This window comes from Nostoc sp. (assembly GCF_036917155.1).
Taxonomy (GTDB): domain Bacteria; phylum Cyanobacteriota; class Cyanobacteriia; order Cyanobacteriales; family Nostocaceae; genus Nostoc.
Window position 1 is genome coordinate 24,134 of the sequence record NZ_JBALDZ010000168.1, and the last position, 23,900, is coordinate 48,033.

Genomic DNA, 23,900 nt, shown 5'->3' on the forward strand with positions numbered 1-23,900 from the left:
AAATAAAATTTAAGGATCTGTTTCACCAGTTTGTTGAAGTGCAAAATTGATAATAGTTTCACTTAGCCTAATTCCGCGAGCAACCATTCTGTCAATTGCTTGTTTAATATCAATAGGGTATCCTTCTCGCTGTCCACGCAACAAAATACCGATAGTACCTGTAATCGAAAGACCGCTTAACCTGGCAACTCGTCTACCAGCAGATTCATCAATGCAAACAGTCTGGATATTTTCATTGAGTGCAAGTTGGATAACAGAAGCTTCTCCTAAATCTAAAGAATTAAGTAAGAATGGAGAAATATTATTTAAAGGTGTTTGCGATTTTTCTAGCCAATCTGCATCCTCAAATTCACTTACCGCAAATCCGCTTGTACCTCCAGCAAGTATTTCTTGACAAACTTCAAAGGGAACCAAAACCTCAGTATACAAAGATTGAAGTATTCTTAAATCTCCTGTTGCCGCTATTATAGAAATAAGTGGTGCTGTGTTGATAACAATTATATTAGTTTCAAGCATTCGCTAAATCAGATATAAGTTCCTCTTCTGTTAAATCAATCATCGCCACACCATAACGGTGTAAGTTAAGTAAAAAAGTTACCCTATCTATACCTGCTAATTGTGCAGCTAAACCAGAAGAAATGCGTTTCATTTCAAATAGTTTAACTGCCATCGCCATTTTTGCTTCTTGTTCAAACTGTTCTCGCGTTTGCTGTAAGGCATCTGGTAAAGTTTCTGGATAGTCAATTTTAAGTTGTGACATGATTTTATCAGGATGATCGTTTTTAATTTTCAGTCGTCATAAAGTCCTTCGTCTTCTGGTGCGTAGCCCTTCAAAAATCCATCATGGCTACGGGTGCTTTCGAGTTCTTCCACATCAATTATGTTGTCATTCTCAGTTTCCCAATCTTCACCATCTAAAACTGAGAATTCTGTTAATTCCGGGTCGTTCAAAAAATCTTCGGCTGTGGCGGTGATAAAAGGTTTTAGTATTTTGTGACGTTCTGCTAAAGATAGGCTAGCAATTTCTTGGTAGGATGCGATCGCTTCTTCAAAGCGTCCTAATTTGCGTAGCGCAATGCCCCGATTGTACCAAGCTTCGTCTTTATCTGGTTGAAATTTCAGTGCTTGGTCGTAGGATGCGATCGCTTCTTCAAAGCGTCCTAATTTGCGTAGCGCAATGCCCCGATTGTACCAAGCTTCGTCTTTATCTGGTTGAAATTTCAGTGCTTGGTCGTAGGATGCGATCGCTTCTTCATTGCGTTCTAAATCATCTAGCGCAATGCCCCGATTGTACCAAGCTTCGTATTTATCTGGTTGAAATTGCCGATTTTCTAAATACTTCTTTAACCTGAGTAATTCTGTAGACTTCCCCGCACCCCGATGACCAGAATACAATTGGCAAGTATTTGTATCTGCTAGTCGCATTCGATTTCCCAACTCTTGCAAAATATCTGCATCTCCTCGGACATCTTGACAATCTACATATTTGGGATCGCCTGCGGGTAAGGGTTCAAAGGGGTTGAAGGCATTGTAGAGGTTTGCGAGTAAGTCAGTACTATTAACCATAGGTAAAAAATATAGCAATGATGCTCATAATAATCGAGATTATAGAGAATTAAGGTGGATTCATCCAGTTCAAATACTCATTAACGGAGTTCAGAGGTGGATTCATCCAGTTCAAAATTACTCTGATTTGGGTCCGTTTCAACGGACAGTAGCTCTTAGCCCGAAATTTATTTCAGGGTGGGAAAGCAACGCCAAACCAATGTTTTAGGGGTGAGGGGTCAAACCCACCATGAATTGATCAACAGTCTCATTCTATTCGCCCAATACTTTTAAAACATCCTCTTAGAGTATTGCGCCAGTGCTTCACCACTATTTGTAACTCCCCCGACAACCAGCTATCAAATTGCGGATAAACTGGTAAACGCGGCATCAATTCCCACCCCGCAGGTTGTAAAATTTCTCTTAATGCCTGTTCCTGAACATGAGGATAATCGGGATTCACCTCATCTTTTGGTCCAATTCCACCTAAATCTCTCGCACCAGCTTCGATACAAGCGAGTAACCATCGGTCATCTTGAATTAAATTTGGCGGAATTTGAATGGTAATATCTGGCGTTAAAATCTGACGTGCTTTAGCAATTACTTCTGGTAACTGATGAGGGTCAAAAGGTGGTGCATCAAAGGTTTGCTGATATCCTGGACTATGAGGTTGTAAGATAACTTCTTGAATATGGTGATAACGTTGATGCAGTTGAGATATAGCTGTTAATGTTTCCCACCAATCATCTACAGTTTCCCCGATTCCCAACAGCAACCCCGTTGTAAAGGGAATCTGCGACTCTCCCGCCCATTGCAATTGCTGTAAACGAAGTTCTGGTAATTTACTCGGTGCGTGCCGATGTACACTATTTAACAATGTTGGCGTTAACTGTTCCAACATCAGCCCCATTGAAACATTTACACGCTTGAGCTTTTGCATTTCCTCAAGACTCAATGGCCCCACATTTGTGTGTGGTAAAAACCCCATTGAAAGCGCTAATTCACACAAATCATAAATCCGCCCAAACCATGCATGACGCTTTGGTGAATGTGGATGTACTTCACCGCTAAGTATGAGAATTTCACAGACTTTTTCACTTTGAAGTGGTTTTAAAATACTTTCTGCATCTGAAAGACTCATCCAGGGACTTTTACCCGGTTCACTGCGAAAGTTGCAGTAGCTACACCGATTAAAGCATTCGTAAGTAGGAACGATTGTATAAGCAGGGCTATAGGTGACAAGACGAGAATTATTAATTGGCATAAGCAGAGTAAATTTGCTCTTAGTAAGCAGCCACAGACTTATTTTAAGGGCTGAAACTTTAATTATTCACGCCAACTTACTTATTAGAGAAACAAGAACTATTTTGCTTTATAAATTTCTGGTAACTGCCACCAAGGAACATGGGGATACTCGTGATGTTCCTCGTGATAGCCGAAATGATAGCACGTGATAAATGACCACCAAATTGGACGGCTAATCGTTTGGGCACAATGAGGCTGAATATAGCCTCCTCTTGGTTCGCTATGTGGGAGGAAAGTACCAAAATAAAATAATTGAAATGAACTTAAAAGTGAAGGAAACACCCAAAAATAATTTAGATTATCGGTGGGGATATGGAGTATATATTTAGCAAAATTATAAATAATGATGAGGGCAATTATTTGTCCCCAACTCCAGTAACCTTTCATAAAATGCAAATACCAAGCAAGGAAGTTTTTGTGTTTACCATTATGAAAATCTGGGTCTTGTTGAGTTGCTGGATTGTGGTGGTGTAACCAATGCTTTTTTAATAATTTTTTATATGGTAGAAGACCATAAAGAGATAGGGTTAATGTCCCAATAAGATGATTAATTTTGCTGCTTTGGGGAAACACTACCCCATGCATAGCATCATGAGATGTAATAAATAATCCCGTATATAAAAATGTTTGCCAAGCTATGCTAGGCAATAGCATCCAAAGTTTTAACTTGGAGATGTCAAGGGGAAGTAATAAACTCAAGCTAATAACCCATACACTCACAATGAAAATAGCAATGAAAAGTCCTTTAAACTGAGATTTACTTTTCAATACTGGAGTCAGTTTTGTTTGATGACTGGGTGGTTGTTCTAATTGAATCACGCTGTTACTCCGCCTAGTATTCAGGTAAAAATTCCTAAAATATAGTCACCACAAAAAGCACTAACCACCAGCCAGAAAACTCTATTAGTGGTCAATGTTTTGCATTGGATAGTGCCAACACCTTAAGATATTTAGAAATATTAAGATACTTTAACTATTATTACACATACAACCGCCATACCAACAACTGTTTTTGGTTTAGAGGTTGGATTATATAAGTCTAAGAGAATATTTGAAAAGTATTAGGCGAATAGAATTCGCTACTACACAAGCATAGACGCTTTGCGGCTTCCCGCAGGGTAGTCCACCTTTCCTGCGGAACGCTACGCGAACGTGGACTAAGAGAAAATCAAGGGTTTTTAACCCACGGAGGTGGGTTTTGTTTGTATAGCCGCGACTTCCAGTCGCTTGATGAGTAATAAATTAGACTTTTCAAACAACCTCTAAAGGATGAGATTTTCAAGATTTTAAGAAAATACTTTGAAATTGGCAAAATGGTATTTCAAATGTCAAAAAAAATCTAACGAAAGTTAGAATATCTCCTGAGTGTTATTGCCCAAACTAAAAAAGAGCAAATAATAGTATTTTTCAAACTTATAGTATCGCTCCTAATAAGCTAATGGGCTGGAGCCACTTACTACAAGAGGATCATACTGGAAAAATGAATGACGATTAGCTCATAATGACTCGCATTCTCGTTTAGTTACATAGTGGCGATAGCGAAACATCGCTTCTAATTGCGCTTGTACTAGCCAACCACTGATAAATTCAACTGTTCCTCCACCAGGCATAGAGAAGGAGATAGCATCAGTTAGTCTAGTTTTGCCATTTTCCAGTTCAAATTCATGTCGATGTACCCAATACTCGAAAGGGCCAGATATTTGTTCGTCGGTAAACAGACGATATTTTTCACATTCAGTATGACGCGCTAACCAAGTTAAGGGTAATGGGCCGAGAAACAAGCGAAATTCGGTGATAGCGCCCACATTCAGCCCCCCCTCACGACGAATTATTTGGAGTGGCTGCCAAGGTGGATTTAACAGTTGTAAAATATCTGGCCTTTCGTGAAATTTCCAAACTACTTCTGGTAAGGCATTAATTACTGAGGAATGTTTAAAGTGCAGCATGGAAAGAAAAACCTAAAATTCAACTTTCGGATTCGGTATCAATTTCGATATCTAGGGTATCTTCGTCAACCCGCACATACAAAATATTTGGGTTACAACAAACTTGACAATCTTCAACGTAAGATTGCTGTCCTCCAGCACTCAAATCAATAAAAGTTAAGTTCGGTTCGCCGCAATAGGCGCAGTAATACTCAGCTGTGTTTTGCATCAATTCATAGGTACTGGGTACTGGGTATTGGGTATTGGGTACTGGGTATTGGGTATTGGGTATTAACTTTTAATTCCCAGGGTAAGCGCATCTAATTTTGTAGCCCTTGATACAGACAAAAAGCTTTAAACTCTATCTAAATATCAATTTTTCGTTCAAAATAGGACGATTTGTCGTAAATGATTGAAAAAACATGGGTCAAATAGCTTTTTATATTTTCAGCCACATAAATACGAAAATGTCAATCCCACCCCTTGGCTCAGTGTAGTAATTTTGAACTTATTTGTGCTTTGGTTGAACCCCAAAACTACCGTGTCAATAGGGTTTGAGATGCGCTTACCCTGTTTTAATTCCTAGTACAACACGGCGTAAATAAACTACCCATTTAAAATAGCCAGAAAGTTTACAAAATAAGCATTATTTCTTTTTACTTTTGCCTTTTTACTTTTGCCTTCTTGTACTAGTTTCTATTTCCCAGTCCCTAGTCCCTAGTCACCAATACTGGCTGTAATTCTTTTGGAGATGGATTGATATAACTCTTAGCATCAGCCAAATGCTTTAGTAGTGTAGACTGTGGCAGAGGCCCTTGCAAGTGGCTCCAGGGTAATACTTGTTCTGTTGGCCATTCGGCATGGACGTAGAAATCTAAGTCGGGGATTTGTCCTTTGAGTTGCTTGAAAGCACGTTTGTAGCTACCCAAGGAATCGCCAAAGTCACGAGTAAGTTCGAGAAGTTGGGACACTCTGCGATCGCCTCTCGACAATAAAGCCTGTATAATTGACCAATTATAGCTTTCTGGGCGAAATTCTATTCCCTGCGGTTTTAGGTGCTTTTGCAAAAACTGTAACCGCTTTTCGGCTTGACGATTCACCCCAAACCATTGAAAGGGTGTGTGTGCTTTGGGTACAAAGGTGCTGCATCCAAATGTTAAGCGCAATCCCGGCGCAGCTTTTTTGATATTACGCATCATCGTTACAGTTTGCTCTAAATCTTCTGCTTCTTCACCAGGAATTCCTGCCATTCCGTAGAGTTTCAAGCTTTTTAATCCGCCAGCTTTGGCGTTTATCGCCGCTTGGATAATTTCATCGTTATGCAGCTTTTTGTTGACGATTTGGCGGATTTTCTCAGAACCACTCTCTACAGCAATGGTAAGCGATCGCGCGTCTCGTTTCGTCAAAGTTTCGGCTAACTGGACTGTTACGGTATTGGTTCGCACTGAGGCAATACTGAGACGGACATCATCATATTTTGGCTGACTAATATAATCTAGCAACGCCTCAAACTCTGGATGTTGAGTTACAGAAGCCCCCAATAATCCTAACCGATTTGTGACTTCTAAACCTTTGGCGATCGCTGGAATTAATGAATCTTCCAGACTCGCTGTTCTAAAAGGCAGTGTGAGATAACTCGCCAAACAAAAGCGGCACATTTCTGGACAACTTCTCACCACTTCCACCATGTAAATATTTTCCCATGCTGCTTTTTCGGTGACTACAGTAGAAGCTGATAGCGTATTTCCCCGATAGGTTTGCTTTTGCACCACTGCGGGAATTTCGGGAGAAATTGGTTTAATTGATTTTACTTCACCATCTCTGGTGTGATATTCCACCTCATATAAACTGGGTACATAAATTCCTGGTATTTGTGCAAGTCTTTTTAGTTGAGTTTGTCTTGAGGCATTTCTGACTTCTTTGTAAGCCTCAATAAAATTCCCTAACAGGGTTTCGCCATCCCCCAGTAAAACGACATCAAAAAAATCTGCAAAAGGTTCGGGGTTAGCAGTGAGAACGGGGCCACCACCAAAGATTATCGGATGAGAATCATCACGAGAGGTTCCTCGAATGGGAATTTCTAAAGATTCCAGCAAATTTAAAATATTCACATAATCCAGTTCCCACGAAATCGAAAATCCCACAATTTCCGGCGTTCTGGGGAGTTGTTCGTGAATATCGGTAAACAGGCGACTCACCTGCACATCATTACGCATTGCCAAAGTTGCCCACACTACCTGATAGCCGAGACTAGTTATACCTACGCTGTACTCGTTGGGAAAGGCGAAGATTATGGGAATTGCGTTGGTATCTGGGGTAGTGGGGTTAAATAGAAGGCGTTCAGAGTCAAATACAGATGATGTCACAGGTGTTTGTTAGATGCAAGTTTATCTATATTTAATTTTAAGCCATAGAATAATTAAGTTAAAAACTAATGTTATGGCGTTAGCAAGAATAATTGGTAAAGATTGTAAATAAATTCCATATATTAGCCACAAAAAAACACCAGTTATGAATGTCATCAGCGTCACCAAAGAAACATCTTTTGCTGATTTTGTTTGCCAAGTTTTAAACATCTGTGGCAAAAAAGAGATTGTGGTTATTGTGGCGGCAGCTAATCCTATAATTGTCAGAAAATCCATGTTTAATTATTTATATTAAGTTGCCATATCATACATCACCGATCGCCCTTCTCTGCTTAATGCAACGCTATACGAGACATTTTACACTGTTGAGCGATCGCTACAACAGATTAACAACAAGATTTCCGACTGATTAAATAAGTCGGAAATCTAAAAATGGCTCACGATCTTAGCAAGAATAATCGGTAAAAATTGTAATTTATGTATATTAACCACCAAAAAAGACCGATTATAAATGCAATTAGCATGACAAAATAAAACTCATTCAAGGATATGTGATAAACACTAGCAAAACCGATGAATTAATTCTTCACGAGACAACTGCAACAGTAAAGGCGTAAACTCTTCTGGCGGTAACGATAAGAAAGGTTCAATAATTGCTTGAAGCTCATTATCTATTTCACCAAAGCGAACTTTGAGCAAGTTTTCCACCACCAAGCGTTCTCCCTGCTGAATTCCTGTTTGGAGTCCCCGTTGTTCTCCTTCTTGTATCGCCTGTTCTCGGTCTTGTTGGTAAAGTGGTGCTAATCGCATAAGTAATTCCCTATCTTCCTCGTCTTGATTTTGAGTGACTTGTAAGTTTTGTTGCAAGTTGTACAGCAATTCTAACGCTGCTTTTCGGAAAGGATTATCAGGAGTAAGTGCTTCTAGTTCGTCAATTGCTTGCTTTTGAACGTTTCCCCTACCAATGATTCTCAGCCATAAGGTTTCTCGGATAGAAGGCAACTGATGGATTGCTACTATAGTTGTACGTAGATATTGTGGCATGAAGTGTATTCCAGGCAGGTAGTCATCTTTCAATACGGTTCGGATAAGGTTTTTTGATGACAAGCCTGATTATTAGACATCTCCAGAAATTAAATATGCTTTACCCATAACCCTTGTAGAGACGTAGCAGTGCTACGTCTCTACATTGTTTTTCGGAGATGTCTATTGTAGAGACGGCGATTTATCGCGTCTCTTGCCTTAACCGAACCGTATTGAGTCATCTTTTGGGTTAGCACCAAATCCTGATAGATGAATAATTGTGAGGATCAAGACTAGTACAACACGGCGTAAATAAACCACCCCTTCGGGTTCGGCAGTTCCTCATGGGGGAAACCCCCAAGACCGGACTGCCTCACCATTCAAAATCAATGAAACGCTTACGCTGTATTAATTTTGAATTTTGAATTTTGAATTCCGCCTTGCGGTACTAGCGACTTAGCCCACCATAACGACCACAAACCGCATAACCCTTTGATTCCCTGTAGCGATCGCTGTGGGGAATTGTCATTTATGGAATTATCTCGGTAGAATTGAGTTAAACAGTATTTACAGTAAAAATATGTACACAAAAACAACACGTAATTTAGTAGGTAAGAACAGTAAATTAAACGTCAGTTCATACCCTACAATAAGCAATAACAATTTCCCAGATAGGAATACCAGAGTGTACGCAATTGCCTTTGATATGGATATTGAACTGCTACGACAGTCCTATGGCGATCCATATAACAATGCTTATGGTGAGATTAAAAAAGTACTGACTTCACACGGTTTTACTAGACAGCAAGGTAGCGTTTACTTTGGAAATGAAAATGTAAATGCTGTTACTTGTGTGCTAGCAGTTCAAGATTTAGCTAAACAATTAGTATGGTTTCCTGTAGCAGTAAGAGATATCAGAATGCTAAGGATTGAAGAAAATAACGACCTATTACCCGCAGTTCAAGTAAACTTACCCAGTGAAAACTGACGACGTTAAAAAGTAAAAAGTAAAAAGTAAAAAGATAATCCCCATAAATAAATTTAGGGGATTTAATAAGGTGCTACCTTCAAACCAAAATTTTCATAAAAACGATAAGCATTTCTGTTTTCTTCATAAACTGCTAGACAGTATGGTGCTTTGCATTCAGAGAGTATTTTATTAAGTAATTTTTTGCCGTAACCCTTTTTCTGACTCTTTAGCCATGTTGATAGTAGATGCGATCGCACTTAGTTAAATGTGTTATCCGCTACTATCGCAGTATCAGTAAAAAAGGGCGAGTAAGACACTCACCCTCGAAGCATAAATATTTTCTGAAGTTAATATCGTGTTAACTTAGTTTCATCAATGAACTTAGGAATCCTCATTGAGTATTAGTTTTCCACTTGTTTGAGTTTTTGAAAAATTTCATCAAGTGGTGACTCAGATTCATCAGAACAAAATTCTAAAGCAAGTCTAACTTTTCCTTTTTTCCATCCCTGAGTGCTAAATTGCAAAACTTCACAATTTAATCCTTGGGTATACAAATTTACTTCATCTGTCTCTTCTGCTCCAATATATTCCTTAATTGCTGTAATCAAATCACGGACTTTAAAAGTTTTAGCAATATTTAACTTATTAAAAGTGTCTGGTTCTATAGACACAACTTCATCATGATTTAGTCTCTCAAATCCATCTTCCATAAAAATCTCCTGTCACTAAATCTATATTTTCCAGAGATATAACAGTTCATCCGAAATAAAATAATGATTTTAAGGTTATGGCGGTTTTCTGTTTAGTCAAATACAGACCTAACCCCCAGTCCCTTGCCTTACAAGGGAAAGGGGGAAGATTCAAAGTCTCTCTCCTAAAAAGGTCAGAGTGTATGGAAGCGCTATATTAGAAAAACCAACCGTAAGAATGCAAACCTTTACCCAAAAGATTCACACCGAGATAGCAAACCCAAACGACAAGCAAGCCGGTGGAGGCTAAAATTGCGGGGCTGCGCCCTTGCCAACCGCGAGTAATTCTGGCGTGAAGGTAGGCGGCGAACACTAACCAGGTGATTAATGCCCAAGTTTCTTTCGGGTCCCAACTCCAGTAAGAACCCCAGGCTTCGTTAGCCCAAACACCACCGGCAATGATACCAATTGTCAGCAGAGGAAATCCTAGTCCAATGATGCGATAGCTGATGTTGTCGAGGGTTTCAGCAAGGCTAAGGCGTTGGGGCGAAAGGGGTTCAGAATTTTGAATTTCGGATAGCGAAGCGTTAGCGAGTCCTCGAGCGTCTTGCGGATTTTGGATTGGGGTTGTTGTGACTAAACCCAAAACAGCGGTGTTCGCGTTGCCGTTGCTACTACTTTCAAAACGAGCAAAGCCGTTATTTTCGACAGCGGGGGCTGATGGTTGAGAAATTAGTTCAGTGACTTTGTGCAAGCGGTAGCCATTGCTGCGATAGCCGCCAGTACCAACAGAACTGCCTTGTAGTTGGATGTTTTGACCGCGAGTGACAATTAAAAAAGCGATCGCTAATAATGAACCCACCATCAAAGCAGAATAACTCAACATCATGACGCTGACATGCATCATCAGCCAATTTGACTTTAAGGCAGGTACTAGGGGTTCTGACGCTTGCATCTGGGATGGTAGTGTCATGGTAGCAAAAGCTGCGATCGCCATTGCCACCGGAGCTGTAGCAACCCCTACTAAGCGGCTACGGCTACTATTTTCGGCAATCAGATGGACTGCGGTAATTCCCCAAGTTAAGAAAAACAGAGATTCATAGAGATTACTTAAGGGAAAGTAACCAGCTTCGATCCATCTTGCACCCAATAGAGTAGCTATACACAAATTTGCGATCGCCATCCCAGCTGTCCCCAAAGGAGCTAGATAAGGCAGATTCGGAAAAGCCGCTCCTCCCCAATACACCAGCATTGTCAGGAATAATATGGCAAAGGAGGCATTGTCCAGCCAATTCTGGAGTACAACCAGATTCATAAAGTCTTCTCTCCGTGGATAATTTAAAATATTGATTCTGACTGTTTTGATCCTATATGGTTAAAGGGAAATAGAGAATGGGGCATTGGGCATTGGGCATTGGGCATTGGAGACTGGCGAAGATAAGTATCTGGATTCATATCCCAACCAATCTTAAAAGAATTTCTTTCCCAATCCCCAGTCCCCAGTCCCCAGTCCCCAGTCCCCAATCCCCAATCCCCAGTCCCCAATCCCCAGTCCCCAGTCCCCTATCTAGTTTCTGGACTAGGCAAAGCAGTCGCATTAGTAACTTTTTTGAGTGCGACAAAAATATCGTAGGTGCTACTGCGACTGTCGCTGACAGCAGATGTCATCCCAATTGAGCGCGTTGCATCTAGCAAAGTTTGTTGATTGGGAATTAGAGTTGGTAATGGAAAATTTTTCACAGTTTTTTCCACATCCAGAAAAAATTGACCATTTGTCGGATTTGGTTCTGTAGGAACTGTTTGTTGGAAGGGAAGAGTGTTAGCTAGTGTGTTGTTGGGTTTAGGAACAATTTTATCCGTAATCGGAGCGCCCACTACCAAGAAGGCGACATCTCCATCTAACCAACCGTGGGTAGCAGTTAAGGTACCATAAGGTGAAATCCAGTTCACAACAGGTTGTCCAGCGACTTTCCCCGGTTGAACTTGGAATTGGTATTGATTTCTCATCACATCATCAAGCTGTTTTAAGGATGCTTCAGCTGAGTTGCGATTTCTTCCCTCTACCATAAACACTAAGCCAGAACGAAAATCATCTGGTGAACCTGCTTTTGGGGTAGTCGGAATCACTGATAGAGAAAATTCACCTTTCATCCAACTGAGTAAATCCTTATCTAAATCAAGATTGGTAAGAGATTTTACACCACCTCGTAGCTGTTCTGGTGCGATCGGCGAGAGGGGATTTCCCTGGGATGTTAAAACATAGTCTCCCCACAACTGCTGTAAGTTGCCCCCCGAAAGCATCATTAAGGTTTCGGCTGGTAGGCGGCTTTGCATTTTGCCAGCTTTATTTTCCACCGCCAGCACTCTTTGACTATTTGGGTTTAGCCAAGAAACGCCCTTAAAGCGGATTCCTTCTGACTCTAAGGTAATTGTCCCTGCTAAACCTTGGTTATTTTGCAGTTGAGCCAAAACTTGAGCAGGTAAAGGGCGATTTGGAGAGGCTGCGGCTATTTTGGCTGCTGTTGGCACATTTACATAAAACTGGGCAAAGGGTTGGTAATCGGCAATTTTCGGGAAATTCTCAGCAAAGCCCCCTGTTGTCGCTAAGGATGTTTTATTTTTGTAGGCATCGATCGCTCTTTCTGTAGCTTTAGGATTATCAGTTATAACTAAAAAACGCCCATCTAGTAATGCGGCTGAGAAGTTTTCCCCTGTTTGTCCCTCACTTTGTTTGATGGCGAACCCTTGATAAGTACGGTCAATCCATTTGCCTTGTTTAAGGGTTTTGGGTTGTGCCAAAATGCTTTTGGCGATTTCTGGGTTTTTCACTGGTAATACCATTACCATCGACTGCTGATCGCTAGCAGCATCTTCATTGGTAGTAACGGGCTTGGGTGTAGGTTTACTCCCGATTGCTGGGGCAAGGATTGCGATGGTAACGTCATTGCCTACCCAAGGAGCGATATCTTTCTGGAAGTCGTAACCATTATTAGTCAGAAAGCGATCGCGTAACTGGACTAAATTTTTGTCCAGTTCTGCTTGGGTTTCTCTTGTCCCAAACTGCCGCAATTTCTGCCACTGCTGGGGATCTGTCGTTAAAGAAACCGCAAACAGGGCATCACTAGGAATAATATTTGCACCTACTAGCAAGTCGCTAGAAGATAGCCGTCTCTGAGCTAACAACCAGTATGCTGCACTCCCTGCACCAATCAATAACCCAGCAGCCGAGAGCGTCAGCACCAGAGATGGTTTCTTATTTTTTTTCATCCGAACAGACACAAGAGGTAGTGCCATTGAAACCTATACCTCATACTTGCAAACTCATTACTTACTTGATTAGTTAAATTAACCAATAAATTTCTCGTTATCTAGGGCAGTTAACTGCATAAATTTTTCCATCCTAAAAATTGATGATATTTCCGTAATCAACCTTCCCGAATGTTTCAAAAGCAGTTTTTTCGTGGTTAGTTACCTTTTTTAACACGCTTTATTGAATTTCGCAGGATACCTCCTTTAAACGGTTGCCTCTATCGGCAAGTCTCCAAAAGTTCACATCCGTCATTTCAAGCACTTTGAGGATATAACTAACTTGAGCATTGCTGCAAGTTATCAACAACCCACACCACCTTCTATTTACAGAGTTTCCACCTGTTGTATTAACTTTATCTAACCAAGATCAATTCAGTGTCTGAGATTTCGCATCGATTACCAATCTTCCAAGTCAGATATGTTGTTAAACGATCGTTTTTGGGAATTTGCATCAAAATGATACAGAATGGATGTTATTTTTGCTGAGAAGCAACTGGTAATTTGTTGAGAAATCAAAAATTAAAAATCAATTAAATAATGTAGACAGTGCCTACCCTACAACAATAGTGTTATTGAAATTGGTGCAAAGTTATCATGCTCTGGGGCACACTGCCAAGGATAAAAAACTTTTAAATAATACTATGCCTCAGCATTAACAGCACTCAACTGCATAGGCCCCAAATATTTGGTTAAATAAGGCGAAAAAACTTCATAAATTAAAGTCAATGGCTGTCCATGATGCCAAAATAAGTAGTGGCGACCCCAAAAAGGCCCAGTTACATCAAAACCCGACTGTAGTGCTGATGAGTCACCGTAGTAAATTCCTCGAACATCCCGATACAACTCTGTACGAAGACGAGCTAAACTTGCCCAAATTGGTAATGAACGGTTTTGCAAATACTCATCGATATGACTGGCTTCCCACCACGAAGTAGCATAGGCTAATCGCTGACCAGAAATAGTACGTAGCCATACTTGTCGTCGCAGTCGAGGCCCTGGGACAGCTTGGATTAACTCAGGAGCAGCATCCAAGTCCATACCAATCAATGACATATCAATAACATCTACTTCTACAGGCTCACCCGTGAGCAATTCTAAGTGACGTGTTGGGGAGCCGTCACCCAAGAGCATTAGCTGCCAAGCTGGTGCTAGCTGAGTGTGAGGTAAACTTTGTTGAATTATTTCCTCCCCTCCTTGCCAAATCGGAGCGAGGCGATGCCAAGCTGGTGGCACTGTTAGGTTGTTTGTGGGTGTAAAAGAAATACTCAATGCTTTTTACAAAACTTCACGTATCTCTATAAAAGCATAAATCAGGAGTTAGAATACAGAACTCAGAATTCAGAATACTCCACCCATAAAGGTATAGAGTTTTAATGCGAGTATATTTAATACTAGTTTTGCCCACTATTCCACTCGCTTTTAACCAATATTCATTATCCAGTCGTACAGAATTCTTCTTATAAAAAACGAGTACTTTGACAATGCAAACTTAACTAGTATCTAGTAACACTTCAGTGCTTCAGACAATCACTAGAGTGCTAACTAAAACTTATATTTAAGGGTCAATAGTCTGAGGTTTTTTGATCCTTGACTATTGACCCTATGGTTAGACAAGCTAAAATGCGGATGGCGAGACTCGAACTCGCAAGGCAAAGCCACACGCACCTCAAGCGTGCGCGTATACCAATTCCGCCACATCCGCATGGTTTGTCTAAAGATAGACTATAGCATAAGAAAATAATTATAGTAAGGTGATATCTAAATTCAGTTGCTCAAAAATATAAATTTTTTCAAGGCGGTATCAGACTGACAGAAATCTAGCAGCGGCACAAGTGATATTAAAAAGGGTAGAGCGACTGTGTTCGGGGCGGTGCGATGCCTGCGGCGGGCGTAGCCATCGCGTACCCGCCCGCCGTAAGCAATTGCAAAAGCCCAGCTTGGTAGTCTAGCCAAGACTTACAGCAGCAATGTTGTTAGTGTAGTAAGACCCTTAAAGGCAACAAGCCTGCAATCTTACGTTTGCTTAAAATCAGGGTGGCGAATCTCCTGCAATAATTTGAAATAATGCGGAAGCGTTGTTTCAAGTTGGATCAGAGAAAATGTCAATCTACTGGTAATGATATCGAAACTAAAAAATGAAGTTTGACAAAATATTAATTGCCAATCGGGGAGAAATCGCCCTTCGCATTCTCCGCGCCTGTGAAGAAATGGGGATTGCCACAGTTGCGGTTCACTCCACTGTTGACCGTAATGCTCTCCACGTCCAACTTGCTGATGAAGCGGTTTGCATTGGCGAACCCGCTAGCAGTAAAAGTTATTTGAATATTCCCAATATCATTGCCGCTGCACTGACGCGCAATGCGACTGCCATTCATCCAGGCTATGGCTTTTTAGCAGAAAATGCCCGGTTTGCGGAAATCTGTGCCGACCATCATATTGCTTTTATCGGCCCAACTCCAGAAGCTATGAGACGGATGGGCGATAAATCCACTGCCAAAGAAACCATGCAAAAAGCTGGAGTACCGACGGTACCAGGTAGTGAGGGATTGGTAGAATCCGAGCAAGAAGGATTAGAATTTGCCAAGGATATCGGCTATCCAGTGATGATTAAAGCTACAGCCGGTGGCGGTGGACGAGGTATGCGTCTAGTGCGTTCTGAAGATGAGTTTGTCAAACTTTTCCTCGCAGCCCAAGGGGAAGCAGGAGCAGCTTTTGGTAATTCTGGCGTTTACATCGAAAAATTTATTGAACGTCCCCGCCACATCGAATTTCAAATTTTGGCGGATAACTATGGTAATGTCATTCACTTGGGTGAACGCGATTGCTCAATTCAGCGCCGGAATCAAAAGCTACTAGAAGAAGCACCTAGTCCGGCTCTCGACCAAGACCTACGTGAGAAAATGGGACAAGCTGCTGTTAAAGCTGCCCAATTCATTAATTACAGCGGTGCTGGTACTATCGAGTTTCTCTTGGATAGATCCGGTAAATTCTACTTTATGGAAATGAATACCCGGATTCAAGTAGAACACCCTGTAACAGAGATGATTACGGGGATAGATTTAGTTGCTGAACAAATCCGCATTGCCCAAGGGGAAAGACTCAAGCTCACCCAAGACCAAGTAGTATTACGAGGTCATGCGATCGAATGCCGAATCAACGCTGAAGACCCCGATCATGACTTTCGCCCTTCTCCTGGACGGATCAGCGGCTATCTTCCCCCCGGTGGCCCTGGTGTTCGGATTGATTCTCACGTTTACACGGATTACCAAATTCCGCCTTACTATGATTCCTTGATTGGCAAGTTAATTGTTTGGGCCCCAGACCGACCCACTGCTATTAACCGGATGAAGCGCGCACTGCGGGAATGTGCCATCACTGGACTACCCACTACCATCGGGTTTCATCAAAAAATTATGGAAACTCCACAGTTTTTGCAGGGTAAAGTCTATACAAATTTTGTGCAGGAAATGAACGGTTAGGGGACTGGAGACTGAGGGAGTAGGGGAGGCAGGGGAGGCAGGGGGAGAGAAACAAGTTAAAAGTTAAAAGTTAAAAGAAATATTGAATTTATCTTTCTTTTTACTTTTTACTTGTACGCCCCATGCCCAATGCCCCATCCCTAATTCACACGAGATAGCATAGTCAGCAATCCTTGTTGACCTAGTAGGATTTCTCGTAGCAGGCTGAAGATACCAACCCAAATAATAGGTGTAATGTCTACCCCACCTATAGGTTGCACTAGCTTTCGCAGTGGGATTAAAAATGGCTCAGTGGGCCAAGATATTAAATTAAAAGGCAAACGATTCAGATCCACTTGCGGATACCAAGTGAGAATGATACGAAATATAAATAAAAATGTTATCACCCCTAACACAGGGCCAAGAATCCAAGCAGTCAGGTTAACACCAGTCATCGGTTTCAGCTACTATCTCTTATCTGTAAAGAAAGAAAAAACTTAGGCAATGGCAAGCCGCGCTTTGCGTAGGCGTAGCCCATCGTAGACATCGCCACAAAAAAAGTTTGAAGCTTTGTAAAGCACTCTCATCATCATTTTAACCAAATGCTGCCACTTTCTTCTCGAATAGAAAAGCAAACTCTCTCACAGCAGTTACCAAGTTTAGCAGTTCGGAGTTAGAGGCTTCTCAAGAAAGTAATACACTATTAAAATTAGGATGAAGTGTGTAAAAAAAGGTTTAGAAGTATGACGCCTTCTTTAGCAAATTTTCTTTGGAGTCTGGCTTGGGGTGCTGCAATTGTGGTAGTACCTGCTACAGTCGGTCTAATTTTCGTTAGCCAAAAGGATAAAATTCAGCGTTCATAATGCTTATGAGAGTTAATTTAACTCTCATAATCGATTGTCTGTCAGCTATCTACTTAATTGCACTAAAAGCAGCAATTTCTGCGGCTGGTGGCGGTTGTAGATGACAGAAGTATGTGTTTTTACTTTTCGGTGAATAGCTTCAGAGCTTCTTTGCCAGAGGCTTTGGAGCTTCAATATTTCGTGACTAATTACAGTAGTGATTTTAATTGTGACTCGCTAACATAGATTTGATATTGGGAAAACAGCAATGATAAATTTTGGGCTGAACTCAGCCAGTTTTCTGGCTCAGGTAAATTTTGGAGCAAACTCAGCCAGTATTCTAGGAATTTTCCTGGCTGTGGCTGGGGCAGCACTGTATTTTCTCCGCACTGTGCGTCCAGAATTGTCACGGGATCAAGATATCTTTTTTGCGGCAGTCGGCTTGCTTTGTGGCTTTATTCTCGTGTTTCAAGGATGGCGGCTAGACCCAATTCTACAATTTGGTCAATTACTTTTAGTTGGCACAACTGTATTTTTTGCAGTTGAAAGTATTCGCCTGCGGAGTATAGCTACCCAGCAAGCAAAGCGCAACACTCCGATTGTGGACGAGCGAGAGGTAAGCGGCAATTATTCAATGAACCGCAATCGCAAGAATTATCAAGCTGAAATGGATGCAGACTTAGATCCATTACCTTATGAAGACGAGGAAGAACGCCCCCCGCGTCGCCGGATTCAGGGTAGCAGGGATGAGATTTCAACTCGTGATGACTACTACGCGGAGCAACCCCCCCGTCGTACAGAACGCCGCAACGGCAGCAGTAGTGAAAGACAGGCTTCAGGGGATAGAACGCGTCGGCGGACTTCTGGTCGTCCTGTAAATCGCCCTTCTGAAAGCTCTGAAGAAGAAAATTGGGGTTCTTCATCTAGGCAAGTTGATGATTGGGAAAGTTCGAGTGGGGAAGTCAGAAAACCTTCTCGCCGTAGTAATAATGGGCCCCAGCGTCCCGAAAGTCGTGAAGATGATGTTTCTCCTAGACCGAGAAGGCGTCGTCCGTCCACTGACTCAACTCCTCGAAGACCACGCGAAGATGATGATGCGATCCCAACTGATTATGTGCCATACAATCCAATTGAAAAACCAAATGAGCGGCCAGATAATTTGACCGATTTTGATGACGATGTTTAAAACATTTGGTGTGGAAGTAGATTTAGAGGCGACGGAAAACAGTTGAGGTGGAAAAATTTACGCCGACATTTTGGCTCCAAAGACCAATTCATTGGAGCCTGGTTTTTGGTTTAACAAGTTTACTTGTATCTTGTGGTTCTAATGATATCCCTATAGGGCCTACTTCCCTCAACAGTCGCTACACTGAGGAGCAACCTGCTTTGAGTGGAAATGGGCGCTTTTTAGCGTTTGTATCTAATCGAAACGGTAATCAGCAACTCTTGGTATACGATTTGGAGAGGCAACTGTTTATTAGCACACCGGGAATAAACCGACAGGAGACAATTGCCGAAAGTCCAAGTTTGAGCTACACCGGGCGTTATATTTCTTATCTTACTAGTGACCAAGGTAGACCAGTGGTAGCGCTTTACGATCGCGCTACGCAACAGTCGCAAATTGTCACACCAATTTATCGCGGCTGGGTCAGAAAACCAAATATCAGCCCAGATGGACGTTATGTTGTCTTTGAAACCGCCACCCGTGGACAGTGGGATATTGAAGTCTTAGACCGGGGGCCAAATATTGAGTTAGATATTCCCAACGGTGCAACCGTAGGTTCACCTCCGTAGGGGAAAAAGTTAGGAGTTAGGAGTTGTGAGACTATTGACTAATGACTAATAACTAATTATATGAAACGTGTTTTTTTTATACCTGTATTTTTATGCTTAAGTTTATTGACTGGGTGTTTTGGCTACCCTCGGATTTTGAGTTATCCCTTTGATCCGGGGGGTCGGAGTCTCAATAGTTTATCGTCGGAGTTAAACCCCCAAATCTCTGGGAGATACATTGTTTTTATTAGTGACCGACGAGGTAGCCAAGATGTTTATATGTTTGATACGGTAACTCGTGATTTGGTTGATTTACCAGGTTTAAACTCCTTTGATGTGATCGCAAATCATCCTAGTGTTTCCCAAGATGGTCGTTACATTGTCTTTGGTGCTAGCCGTCAGGGGCGATCGGCTATTTTTCTCTACGATCGGGAAACACGCCAATCGCGGAATTTGACTAATAACCTGCAAGCGGAAGTCCGCAACCCTACAATTAGCGCTGATGGTAGCAGGATTGCCTTTGAGTCCAGTAATAATGGGCAGTGGGATATTTTAGTATATGACCGTTATGGACAGCCGTTGAATATACCTCAAGAGCCGCGTTGAACTAAAGTTAGGAGTTAGGAGTGAGGAGTTATGAGTTAAAAATTCCTAACTCATAACTCATAACTCCTCACTCCTAACTTTTACTTCTAACTCCTCACTCCTAACTTTTATTTTCTACTTGTTGCACAGATTCAATGAGCGATCGCACTTGTTCTGTCCCCTCTGAAGGTTCAAATGATCGGGGAAACTTACCCCTAAGGATCATTCGCAAACCGAGGGGTGCAAGACTGAGTAATCCTTTTAAATCCTGAAAATAATTACCGACAACTTGTAAACCAAATTGACGTTCATCAATCCAACCACCTTCTTTAACTAAATCTACCAATACTTTTCGGTGACGAATTGAGCGACTATCACTCTTTTGTTTCTGGGCGAGAATTTCTTGTTTAACTTTGGTGATTTGTTCTAATGGTGCAACTTCCATTGGACAAACTGAATCGCAGTACAAACAACGGGTGCAACCCCACACACCTTTAGTACCTTCGTTGTAGCTTTCTAAACGATTTTCGGTATCGCTATCGCGGGAATCTGCTACCATCCGGTAAGCTTTGGCAAGGGCATGAGGCCCTACAAAGTCGGGATTCACTTCACGGGCGTTGCATTCTGAATAACAAGCACCGCACATAATACAGTTACCAGTTTGATCGAGGCGCGATCGCTCTTGTGGTGTTTGCAAAAACTCTCTTTCTGGTACTTGTCGTGCTGCTGTACTTACATAAGGGGCAACTGCCTCAAGATTATTCCAGAAACTACTCATATCTACAACCAAATCTTTAATCACGGGCATATTGCCAAGAGGCGCGATCGTGATTTCAGGAATCGCATTTACTTTACTTGGGGATGATGGTATTTGTTGTAATCTGGCAAGTTCACTGCCAACATTTTCCTTACAAGCTAAAGCCGAACGCCCATTAATTCGGATAGCACAGCTACCACAAATGGTATTGCGGCAATTTTTGCGAAATGCCAGAGTTCCATCTTGCTCCCACTTAATCTGATTCAGGCAATCCAAGATTGTATTACCTGGTTCTGCCTCTAGCAGGTAGGTTTGTACAACAGGGGAGGAATTTTGTTGCTGTCGAATGACCTTAAAAATAACTTCCATAACCACTAACCAAAATTTTAAAATTGCTTTGCCAGCCTCAAAAATCATGAGTCAAGCAGGTAGTTGCGAAAAGTGAGCTATACTTTTTTGCCCTTAATTCAAACTCTGATGTTAATAGGCTGACGATTAAAGGGCAACTGATTCTAGTTTAAGGATAACCATTAAAATTTTACTTGTAGCAGCTCTTTAAGCAAGATTTTTGTCAAATTCTGAGTTAAAACGCCAAAAATGTAATCGCCGCTGTGCATTGAATTTACCTATTTGGGAATATAAAGGAAAGAGGGTTTGCTTAAAAAGGAACTTAGGTTAATTTTTGACCTAGCGAGCATATCCAAATGAAATGCATGTCAGGTTAGCAACACGTCTTGATGTCAACTAGAGTCAAGCAGTCCTGACTCTAAAATTCTGTCAAGCGGTAGCGAAGGCAGAATTTTTTGATTATATAGAAGTGTGAAAGCCCATGTTTAATATATAGTAGTGGCAATCAAGCACTAGGCAGATGTTAAGAGATTTGTTCTTCCCATAGACAGACGTGCAAAATCCTCTGACCACTTTTGACCTGAAGATAATAAACCAAGGAAAATCCTCACCACTTTCAAAGAAAAGTTAGAGAACCGCGAAACCCGGAGGAGCGAGACTTTTTGGTTTTTGGCTTGCTCTCAATCAAGAAAATATTGGATTGAACTCATTGGTCAAAACTGCTCGTCTCAATTATATAAATTTTTATAAAATCTAGATGGCAATGCTCACACTTGCAATAGAGGGTTAGGAAAATCGTCACTGCTTTTTTCAACTTTCAAGTCCAGGAATTTAAATAAAAATTTACCAGCAACTTTAATTCAAAATTAAACAACTATTTTGCTATTATTAGTCCATGCTAGTATTTAATATAAAATTACGAAGTGACAAAACCAGAATCAATAGCCGTATCAGCGCGGTTACTACTGCTTTGTTGATTCGTAATGTAGAGACAAGAGAATTCGCGTCTCTACTGGCAGGACAAAAGGGTGTATGCCCGTAGGACTCTATTGAAATACTATGCTGTCCTAAGCTTGAGAGGACGAGTAGAGAAAACTCTACTTGCTCATTGGCAAGAAAGGCAAGCACTGAAAGTGAAAAACCTGCAATTTTTTGGGTCTACGACTTATTTGCAGTAGAACCTACCCCATTTGTAAAGGTGGCTGAAAGTTACACCGCTACAGTAGCGCCAAAGGAAAAAATAGTTTTCTTTCTGATGGCGAATAATGGTTAAAAGTGCCGTAACATTACCAAAATTAATGTCTATGGCAACTATGGCCTCTAGTTGGTTGTGGACAACCATATATAGAAGTGCTTTTGGCTCCTATCGGCAGGAATTCACCCGTTACACTAGGGTCTTCAGTAGCTCTATGCAAATGCTAAAAAGTCAAATGCTGGCATAAGACTACATCGTTTATCAGCTTGGAGAGAGTAAGGAAAATTTGAGCATAATGACTGAAACTGCAACCGCGCCATTAACCGGAAAAGCACTACTTGCTAAAGTAAAAGAACTTTCCACATTACCACGCCGAGAAAGAGCTAAACAGTGCGGCTATTACACTGTTACTAAGAATAACCAGGTTCGTGTCAATCTCACCGATTTTTATGACGCTTTGCTATCTGCTAGGGGAATTCCTCTAAGTCCAGAAGCACCGAAAGATGGTCGTGGCCGCGAACCGACATATCGGGTTAGTGTCCATCAAAATGGTCAGATTGTAATTGGTGCTACATATACCAAAGCAATGGGCTTAAAGGCTGGAGATGAGTTTGAAATTAGACTGGGATACAAACATATTCATCTGATTCAACTAGGTGAAAGTGATAAAAAACTAACCTCACAAGATATAGATTCTGACGAATCAGACGAAGATTTGGAAGACGAAGAGTAAATTTGCTGATGGTAGGGATAAGTTTCAGGTGATGATAACTTGTCCCTAGCCCGACAGCAAACTGATAACCAGGTAAAAAATACGATTAGACCCCTTGCAGAAGTCACCAAATTTAGTAGAGTCTTGATTAATCAGCAAGAAATCTATAATGCAAGAAGTCTATCGTGTTTTTTTATTTATTTTGATAACTTTCTTTGAGCCTTCGGTCAACGCCTTACTGGCATTTATAGAAAATGCACCAGCACCAGTTATAGTGGTGGCATTTTTTGTTTGCTGGATAGTTTGCTGGTTGCCAGTAGCAACAGTATCAGCAATATTGCTCAATTGGCAACCCCCTAAACCTTTGCAGCCAGAGCAGAAGATGCCATTATTGGTGTCACTTTACCTATTAGCTCCTCTGATTCTCTGGGGAGTTGTTTTGCTGACTAATAAATCTTTTTCAGATTACGGCTTTGTTGCCAATCTTTCAACTCTTGGCTATTTAGCACTAGGTTTTGCTTTGGGAGTCGTGAGCCTAGCTATTGTATTTGGTGGACAATTCGGGTTAGGTTTATGTTCTTTTGAAAAGACGAATTTCAAGTTACTACTACCTATCTTGCTACCGATTTTCTTAATAGCGTTATTAGTCGGTGGGATAGAAGAGTTAATTTTTCGCGGTTTCCTGTTCACGGAATTAGCGCAAGATTACCCAGTTTGGGTAGCAGCAGTAATTTCTGGCTTGATTTTTGCCTTGTTACATCTGGTTTGGGAGCAACGCGAAACTTTACCCCAACTACCTGGATTGTGGCTGATGGGAATGGTGTTGGTGTTGGCACGCTTTGCCGCAAATGGTAATTTGGGTTTAGCTTGGGGATTGCACGCGGGATGGGTATGGGCGATCGCTACCATAGATACAGCAGAACTAATTACTTACACTGGTATTGTCTCTGACTGGTTCACTGGTAAAAATAAAAAACCCCTAGCTGGCTTGGCGGGAATTATTTGTGTACTGGGAACTGGAGTAATTATCTGGTTATTCTCTAAGGATTTTAATTTCCTGTAAAAAGTTGCTACCCAGATCCCCGACTTCGTAAAACT

General features: G+C 41.3%; 26 protein-coding genes and 1 tRNA gene. 8 read left to right on the forward strand and 19 right to left on the reverse strand.

What is annotated here, in order from left to right; genetic code table 11:
• Nucleotides 1–9: 9 nt before the first annotated feature.
• The 10 genes from V7K67_RS22420 to V7K67_RS22470 all read right to left on the reverse strand — a co-directional run bounded on the left by V7K67_RS22420 (nucleotide 10) and on the right by V7K67_RS22470 (nucleotide 8,185).
• Entirely contained in the window at nucleotides 10–516 is a 507-nt protein-coding gene (locus V7K67_RS22420) for a DUF3368 domain-containing protein (RefSeq protein ID WP_334730188.1), read from the reverse strand.
• Nucleotides 509–763, reverse strand: coding sequence for a UPF0175 family protein (locus V7K67_RS22425; protein ID WP_229452616.1), 255 nt, complete (start codon nucleotides 761–763; stop codon nucleotides 509–511). Before V7K67_RS22425 ends, V7K67_RS22420 begins: the two co-directional genes overlap by 8 nt.
• A gap of 26 nt (nucleotides 764–789) precedes the next feature.
• Nucleotides 790–1,566, reverse strand: a complete 777-nt coding sequence (locus tag V7K67_RS22430; protein WP_442943896.1) for a tetratricopeptide repeat protein — start codon at nucleotides 1,564–1,566, stop codon at nucleotides 790–792.
• Nucleotides 1,567–1,813: 247 nt separating this feature from the next.
• Nucleotides 1,814–2,809: a 7,8-didemethyl-8-hydroxy-5-deazariboflavin synthase subunit CofG gene (gene cofG / locus V7K67_RS22440; RefSeq protein ID WP_334729741.1), complete on the reverse strand. Its 996-nt coding sequence runs from the start codon at nucleotides 2,807–2,809 to the stop codon at nucleotides 1,814–1,816.
• A gap of 98 nt (nucleotides 2,810–2,907) precedes the next feature.
• The gene (crtW, locus tag V7K67_RS22445; protein ID WP_335168483.1) at nucleotides 2,908–3,669 is read right to left on the reverse strand and encodes a beta-carotene ketolase CrtW; all 762 of its coding nucleotides are present in this window, start codon (nucleotides 3,667–3,669) and stop codon (nucleotides 2,908–2,910) included.
• A 677-nt stretch (nucleotides 3,670–4,346) separates the two neighbouring features.
• A complete protein-coding gene (locus V7K67_RS22450) occupies nucleotides 4,347–4,796 on the reverse strand; it encodes an SRPBCC family protein (protein WP_335168485.1) in 450 nt (149 codons plus the stop codon).
• A gap of 19 nt (nucleotides 4,797–4,815) precedes the next feature.
• Nucleotides 4,816–5,004, reverse strand: coding sequence for a CPXCG motif-containing cysteine-rich protein (locus tag V7K67_RS22455; RefSeq protein WP_012411100.1), 189 nt, complete (start codon nucleotides 5,002–5,004; stop codon nucleotides 4,816–4,818).
• A gap of 481 nt (nucleotides 5,005–5,485) precedes the next feature.
• On the reverse strand, nucleotides 5,486–7,141 hold the full coding sequence (locus V7K67_RS22460; RefSeq protein ID WP_335168487.1) for a B12-binding domain-containing radical SAM protein: 1,656 nt from the start codon (nucleotides 7,139–7,141) through the stop codon (nucleotides 5,486–5,488).
• Nucleotides 7,142–7,162: 21 nt separating this feature from the next.
• The gene (locus tag V7K67_RS22465; protein ID WP_334729737.1) at nucleotides 7,163–7,417 is read right to left on the reverse strand and encodes a SemiSWEET transporter; all 255 of its coding nucleotides are present in this window, start codon (nucleotides 7,415–7,417) and stop codon (nucleotides 7,163–7,165) included.
• A 285-nt stretch (nucleotides 7,418–7,702) separates the two neighbouring features.
• Nucleotides 7,703–8,185, reverse strand: coding sequence for a hypothetical protein (locus V7K67_RS22470; RefSeq protein WP_335168489.1), 483 nt, complete (start codon nucleotides 8,183–8,185; stop codon nucleotides 7,703–7,705).
• Nucleotides 8,186–8,849: 664 nt separating this feature from the next.
• Between V7K67_RS22470 and V7K67_RS22475 the strand changes: the two genes are divergently transcribed.
• Nucleotides 8,850–9,152: a virulence protein gene (locus V7K67_RS22475; protein WP_229496655.1), complete on the forward strand. Its 303-nt coding sequence runs from the start codon at nucleotides 8,850–8,852 to the stop codon at nucleotides 9,150–9,152.
• A 62-nt stretch (nucleotides 9,153–9,214) separates the two neighbouring features.
• On the opposite strand, the gene V7K67_RS34520 is transcribed toward V7K67_RS22475, so the two are convergent.
• The 7 genes from V7K67_RS34520 to V7K67_RS22505 form a co-directional block, all read right to left on the reverse strand.
• Nucleotides 9,215–9,391 (reverse strand): GNAT family N-acetyltransferase, encoded by a 177-nt coding sequence (locus V7K67_RS34520; protein WP_442943898.1) that lies wholly within the window; start codon nucleotides 9,389–9,391, stop codon nucleotides 9,215–9,217.
• Between the two features lie 144 nt (nucleotides 9,392–9,535).
• Nucleotides 9,536–9,844, reverse strand: a complete 309-nt coding sequence (locus V7K67_RS22480) for a KGK domain-containing protein (RefSeq protein ID WP_179066929.1) — start codon at nucleotides 9,842–9,844, stop codon at nucleotides 9,536–9,538.
• A 196-nt stretch (nucleotides 9,845–10,040) separates the two neighbouring features.
• Nucleotides 10,041–11,138 carry a c-type cytochrome biogenesis protein CcsB gene (gene ccsB, locus V7K67_RS22485; protein WP_334729735.1) on the reverse strand — a complete coding sequence of 366 codons (1,098 nt, stop codon included), beginning with the start codon at nucleotides 11,136–11,138 and terminating at the stop codon, nucleotides 10,041–10,043.
• A gap of 23 nt (nucleotides 11,139–11,161) precedes the next feature.
• A complete protein-coding gene (locus V7K67_RS22490; protein ID WP_335168492.1) occupies nucleotides 11,162–11,368 on the reverse strand; it encodes a hypothetical protein in 207 nt (68 codons plus the stop codon).
• Nucleotides 11,369–11,386: 18 nt separating this feature from the next.
• The gene (locus tag V7K67_RS22495) at nucleotides 11,387–13,117 is read right to left on the reverse strand and encodes a DUF3352 domain-containing protein (RefSeq protein WP_334729733.1); all 1,731 of its coding nucleotides are present in this window, start codon (nucleotides 13,115–13,117) and stop codon (nucleotides 11,387–11,389) included.
• A 654-nt stretch (nucleotides 13,118–13,771) separates the two neighbouring features.
• Entirely contained in the window at nucleotides 13,772–14,401 is a 630-nt protein-coding gene (locus V7K67_RS22500; RefSeq protein ID WP_335168494.1) for a chorismate lyase, read from the reverse strand.
• Nucleotides 14,402–14,753: 352 nt separating this feature from the next.
• Nucleotides 14,754–14,834, reverse strand: a tRNA-Leu gene (locus V7K67_RS22505).
• A gap of 433 nt (nucleotides 14,835–15,267) precedes the next feature.
• On the opposite strand from V7K67_RS22505, the gene accC reads away from it, so the two are divergent.
• Entirely contained in the window at nucleotides 15,268–16,611 is a 1,344-nt protein-coding gene (gene accC, locus V7K67_RS22510; RefSeq protein ID WP_335168496.1) for an acetyl-CoA carboxylase biotin carboxylase subunit, read from the forward strand.
• Between the two features lie 140 nt (nucleotides 16,612–16,751).
• Here accC and V7K67_RS22515 read toward each other — a convergent pair whose 3' ends face one another.
• Nucleotides 16,752–17,045 (reverse strand): YggT family protein, encoded by a 294-nt coding sequence (locus V7K67_RS22515; RefSeq protein ID WP_334729730.1) that lies wholly within the window; start codon nucleotides 17,043–17,045, stop codon nucleotides 16,752–16,754.
• Between the two features lie 288 nt (nucleotides 17,046–17,333).
• On the opposite strand from V7K67_RS22515, the gene psbX reads away from it, so the two are divergent.
• The 4 genes from psbX (at nucleotide 17,334) to V7K67_RS22535 (ending at nucleotide 19,811) form a co-directional block, all read left to right on the forward strand.
• Nucleotides 17,334–17,453, forward strand: a complete 120-nt coding sequence (gene psbX, locus V7K67_RS22520) for a photosystem II reaction center X protein (protein ID WP_334696052.1) — start codon at nucleotides 17,334–17,336, stop codon at nucleotides 17,451–17,453.
• 247 nt (nucleotides 17,454–17,700) lie between these two features.
• Nucleotides 17,701–18,618 (forward strand): Ycf66 family protein, encoded by a 918-nt coding sequence (locus V7K67_RS22525; RefSeq protein WP_334729729.1) that lies wholly within the window; start codon nucleotides 17,701–17,703, stop codon nucleotides 18,616–18,618.
• A gap of 47 nt (nucleotides 18,619–18,665) precedes the next feature.
• Complete coding sequence (locus tag V7K67_RS22530) at nucleotides 18,666–19,226, forward strand: TolB family protein (protein ID WP_292719123.1); 561 nt, start codon at nucleotides 18,666–18,668, stop codon at nucleotides 19,224–19,226.
• A 60-nt stretch (nucleotides 19,227–19,286) separates the two neighbouring features.
• Nucleotides 19,287–19,811 (forward strand): TolB family protein, encoded by a 525-nt coding sequence (locus V7K67_RS22535; RefSeq protein WP_334729728.1) that lies wholly within the window; start codon nucleotides 19,287–19,289, stop codon nucleotides 19,809–19,811.
• A 100-nt stretch (nucleotides 19,812–19,911) separates the two neighbouring features.
• Here V7K67_RS22535 and V7K67_RS22540 read toward each other — a convergent pair whose 3' ends face one another.
• Complete coding sequence (locus tag V7K67_RS22540; RefSeq protein ID WP_334729745.1) at nucleotides 19,912–20,916, reverse strand: succinate dehydrogenase/fumarate reductase iron-sulfur subunit; 1,005 nt, start codon at nucleotides 20,914–20,916, stop codon at nucleotides 19,912–19,914.
• 1,469 nt (nucleotides 20,917–22,385) lie between these two features.
• Between V7K67_RS22540 and V7K67_RS22545 the strand changes: the two genes are divergently transcribed.
• Together V7K67_RS22545 and V7K67_RS22550 are read left to right on the forward strand one after the other, a co-directional pair.
• Nucleotides 22,386–22,823 carry an AbrB family transcriptional regulator gene (locus V7K67_RS22545; RefSeq protein WP_094350106.1) on the forward strand — a complete coding sequence of 146 codons (438 nt, stop codon included), beginning with the start codon at nucleotides 22,386–22,388 and terminating at the stop codon, nucleotides 22,821–22,823.
• A 148-nt stretch (nucleotides 22,824–22,971) separates the two neighbouring features.
• Nucleotides 22,972–23,865, forward strand: coding sequence for a CPBP family intramembrane glutamic endopeptidase (locus V7K67_RS22550; protein WP_334729726.1), 894 nt, complete (start codon nucleotides 22,972–22,974; stop codon nucleotides 23,863–23,865).
• Nucleotides 23,866–23,900 lie beyond the last annotated feature (35 nt).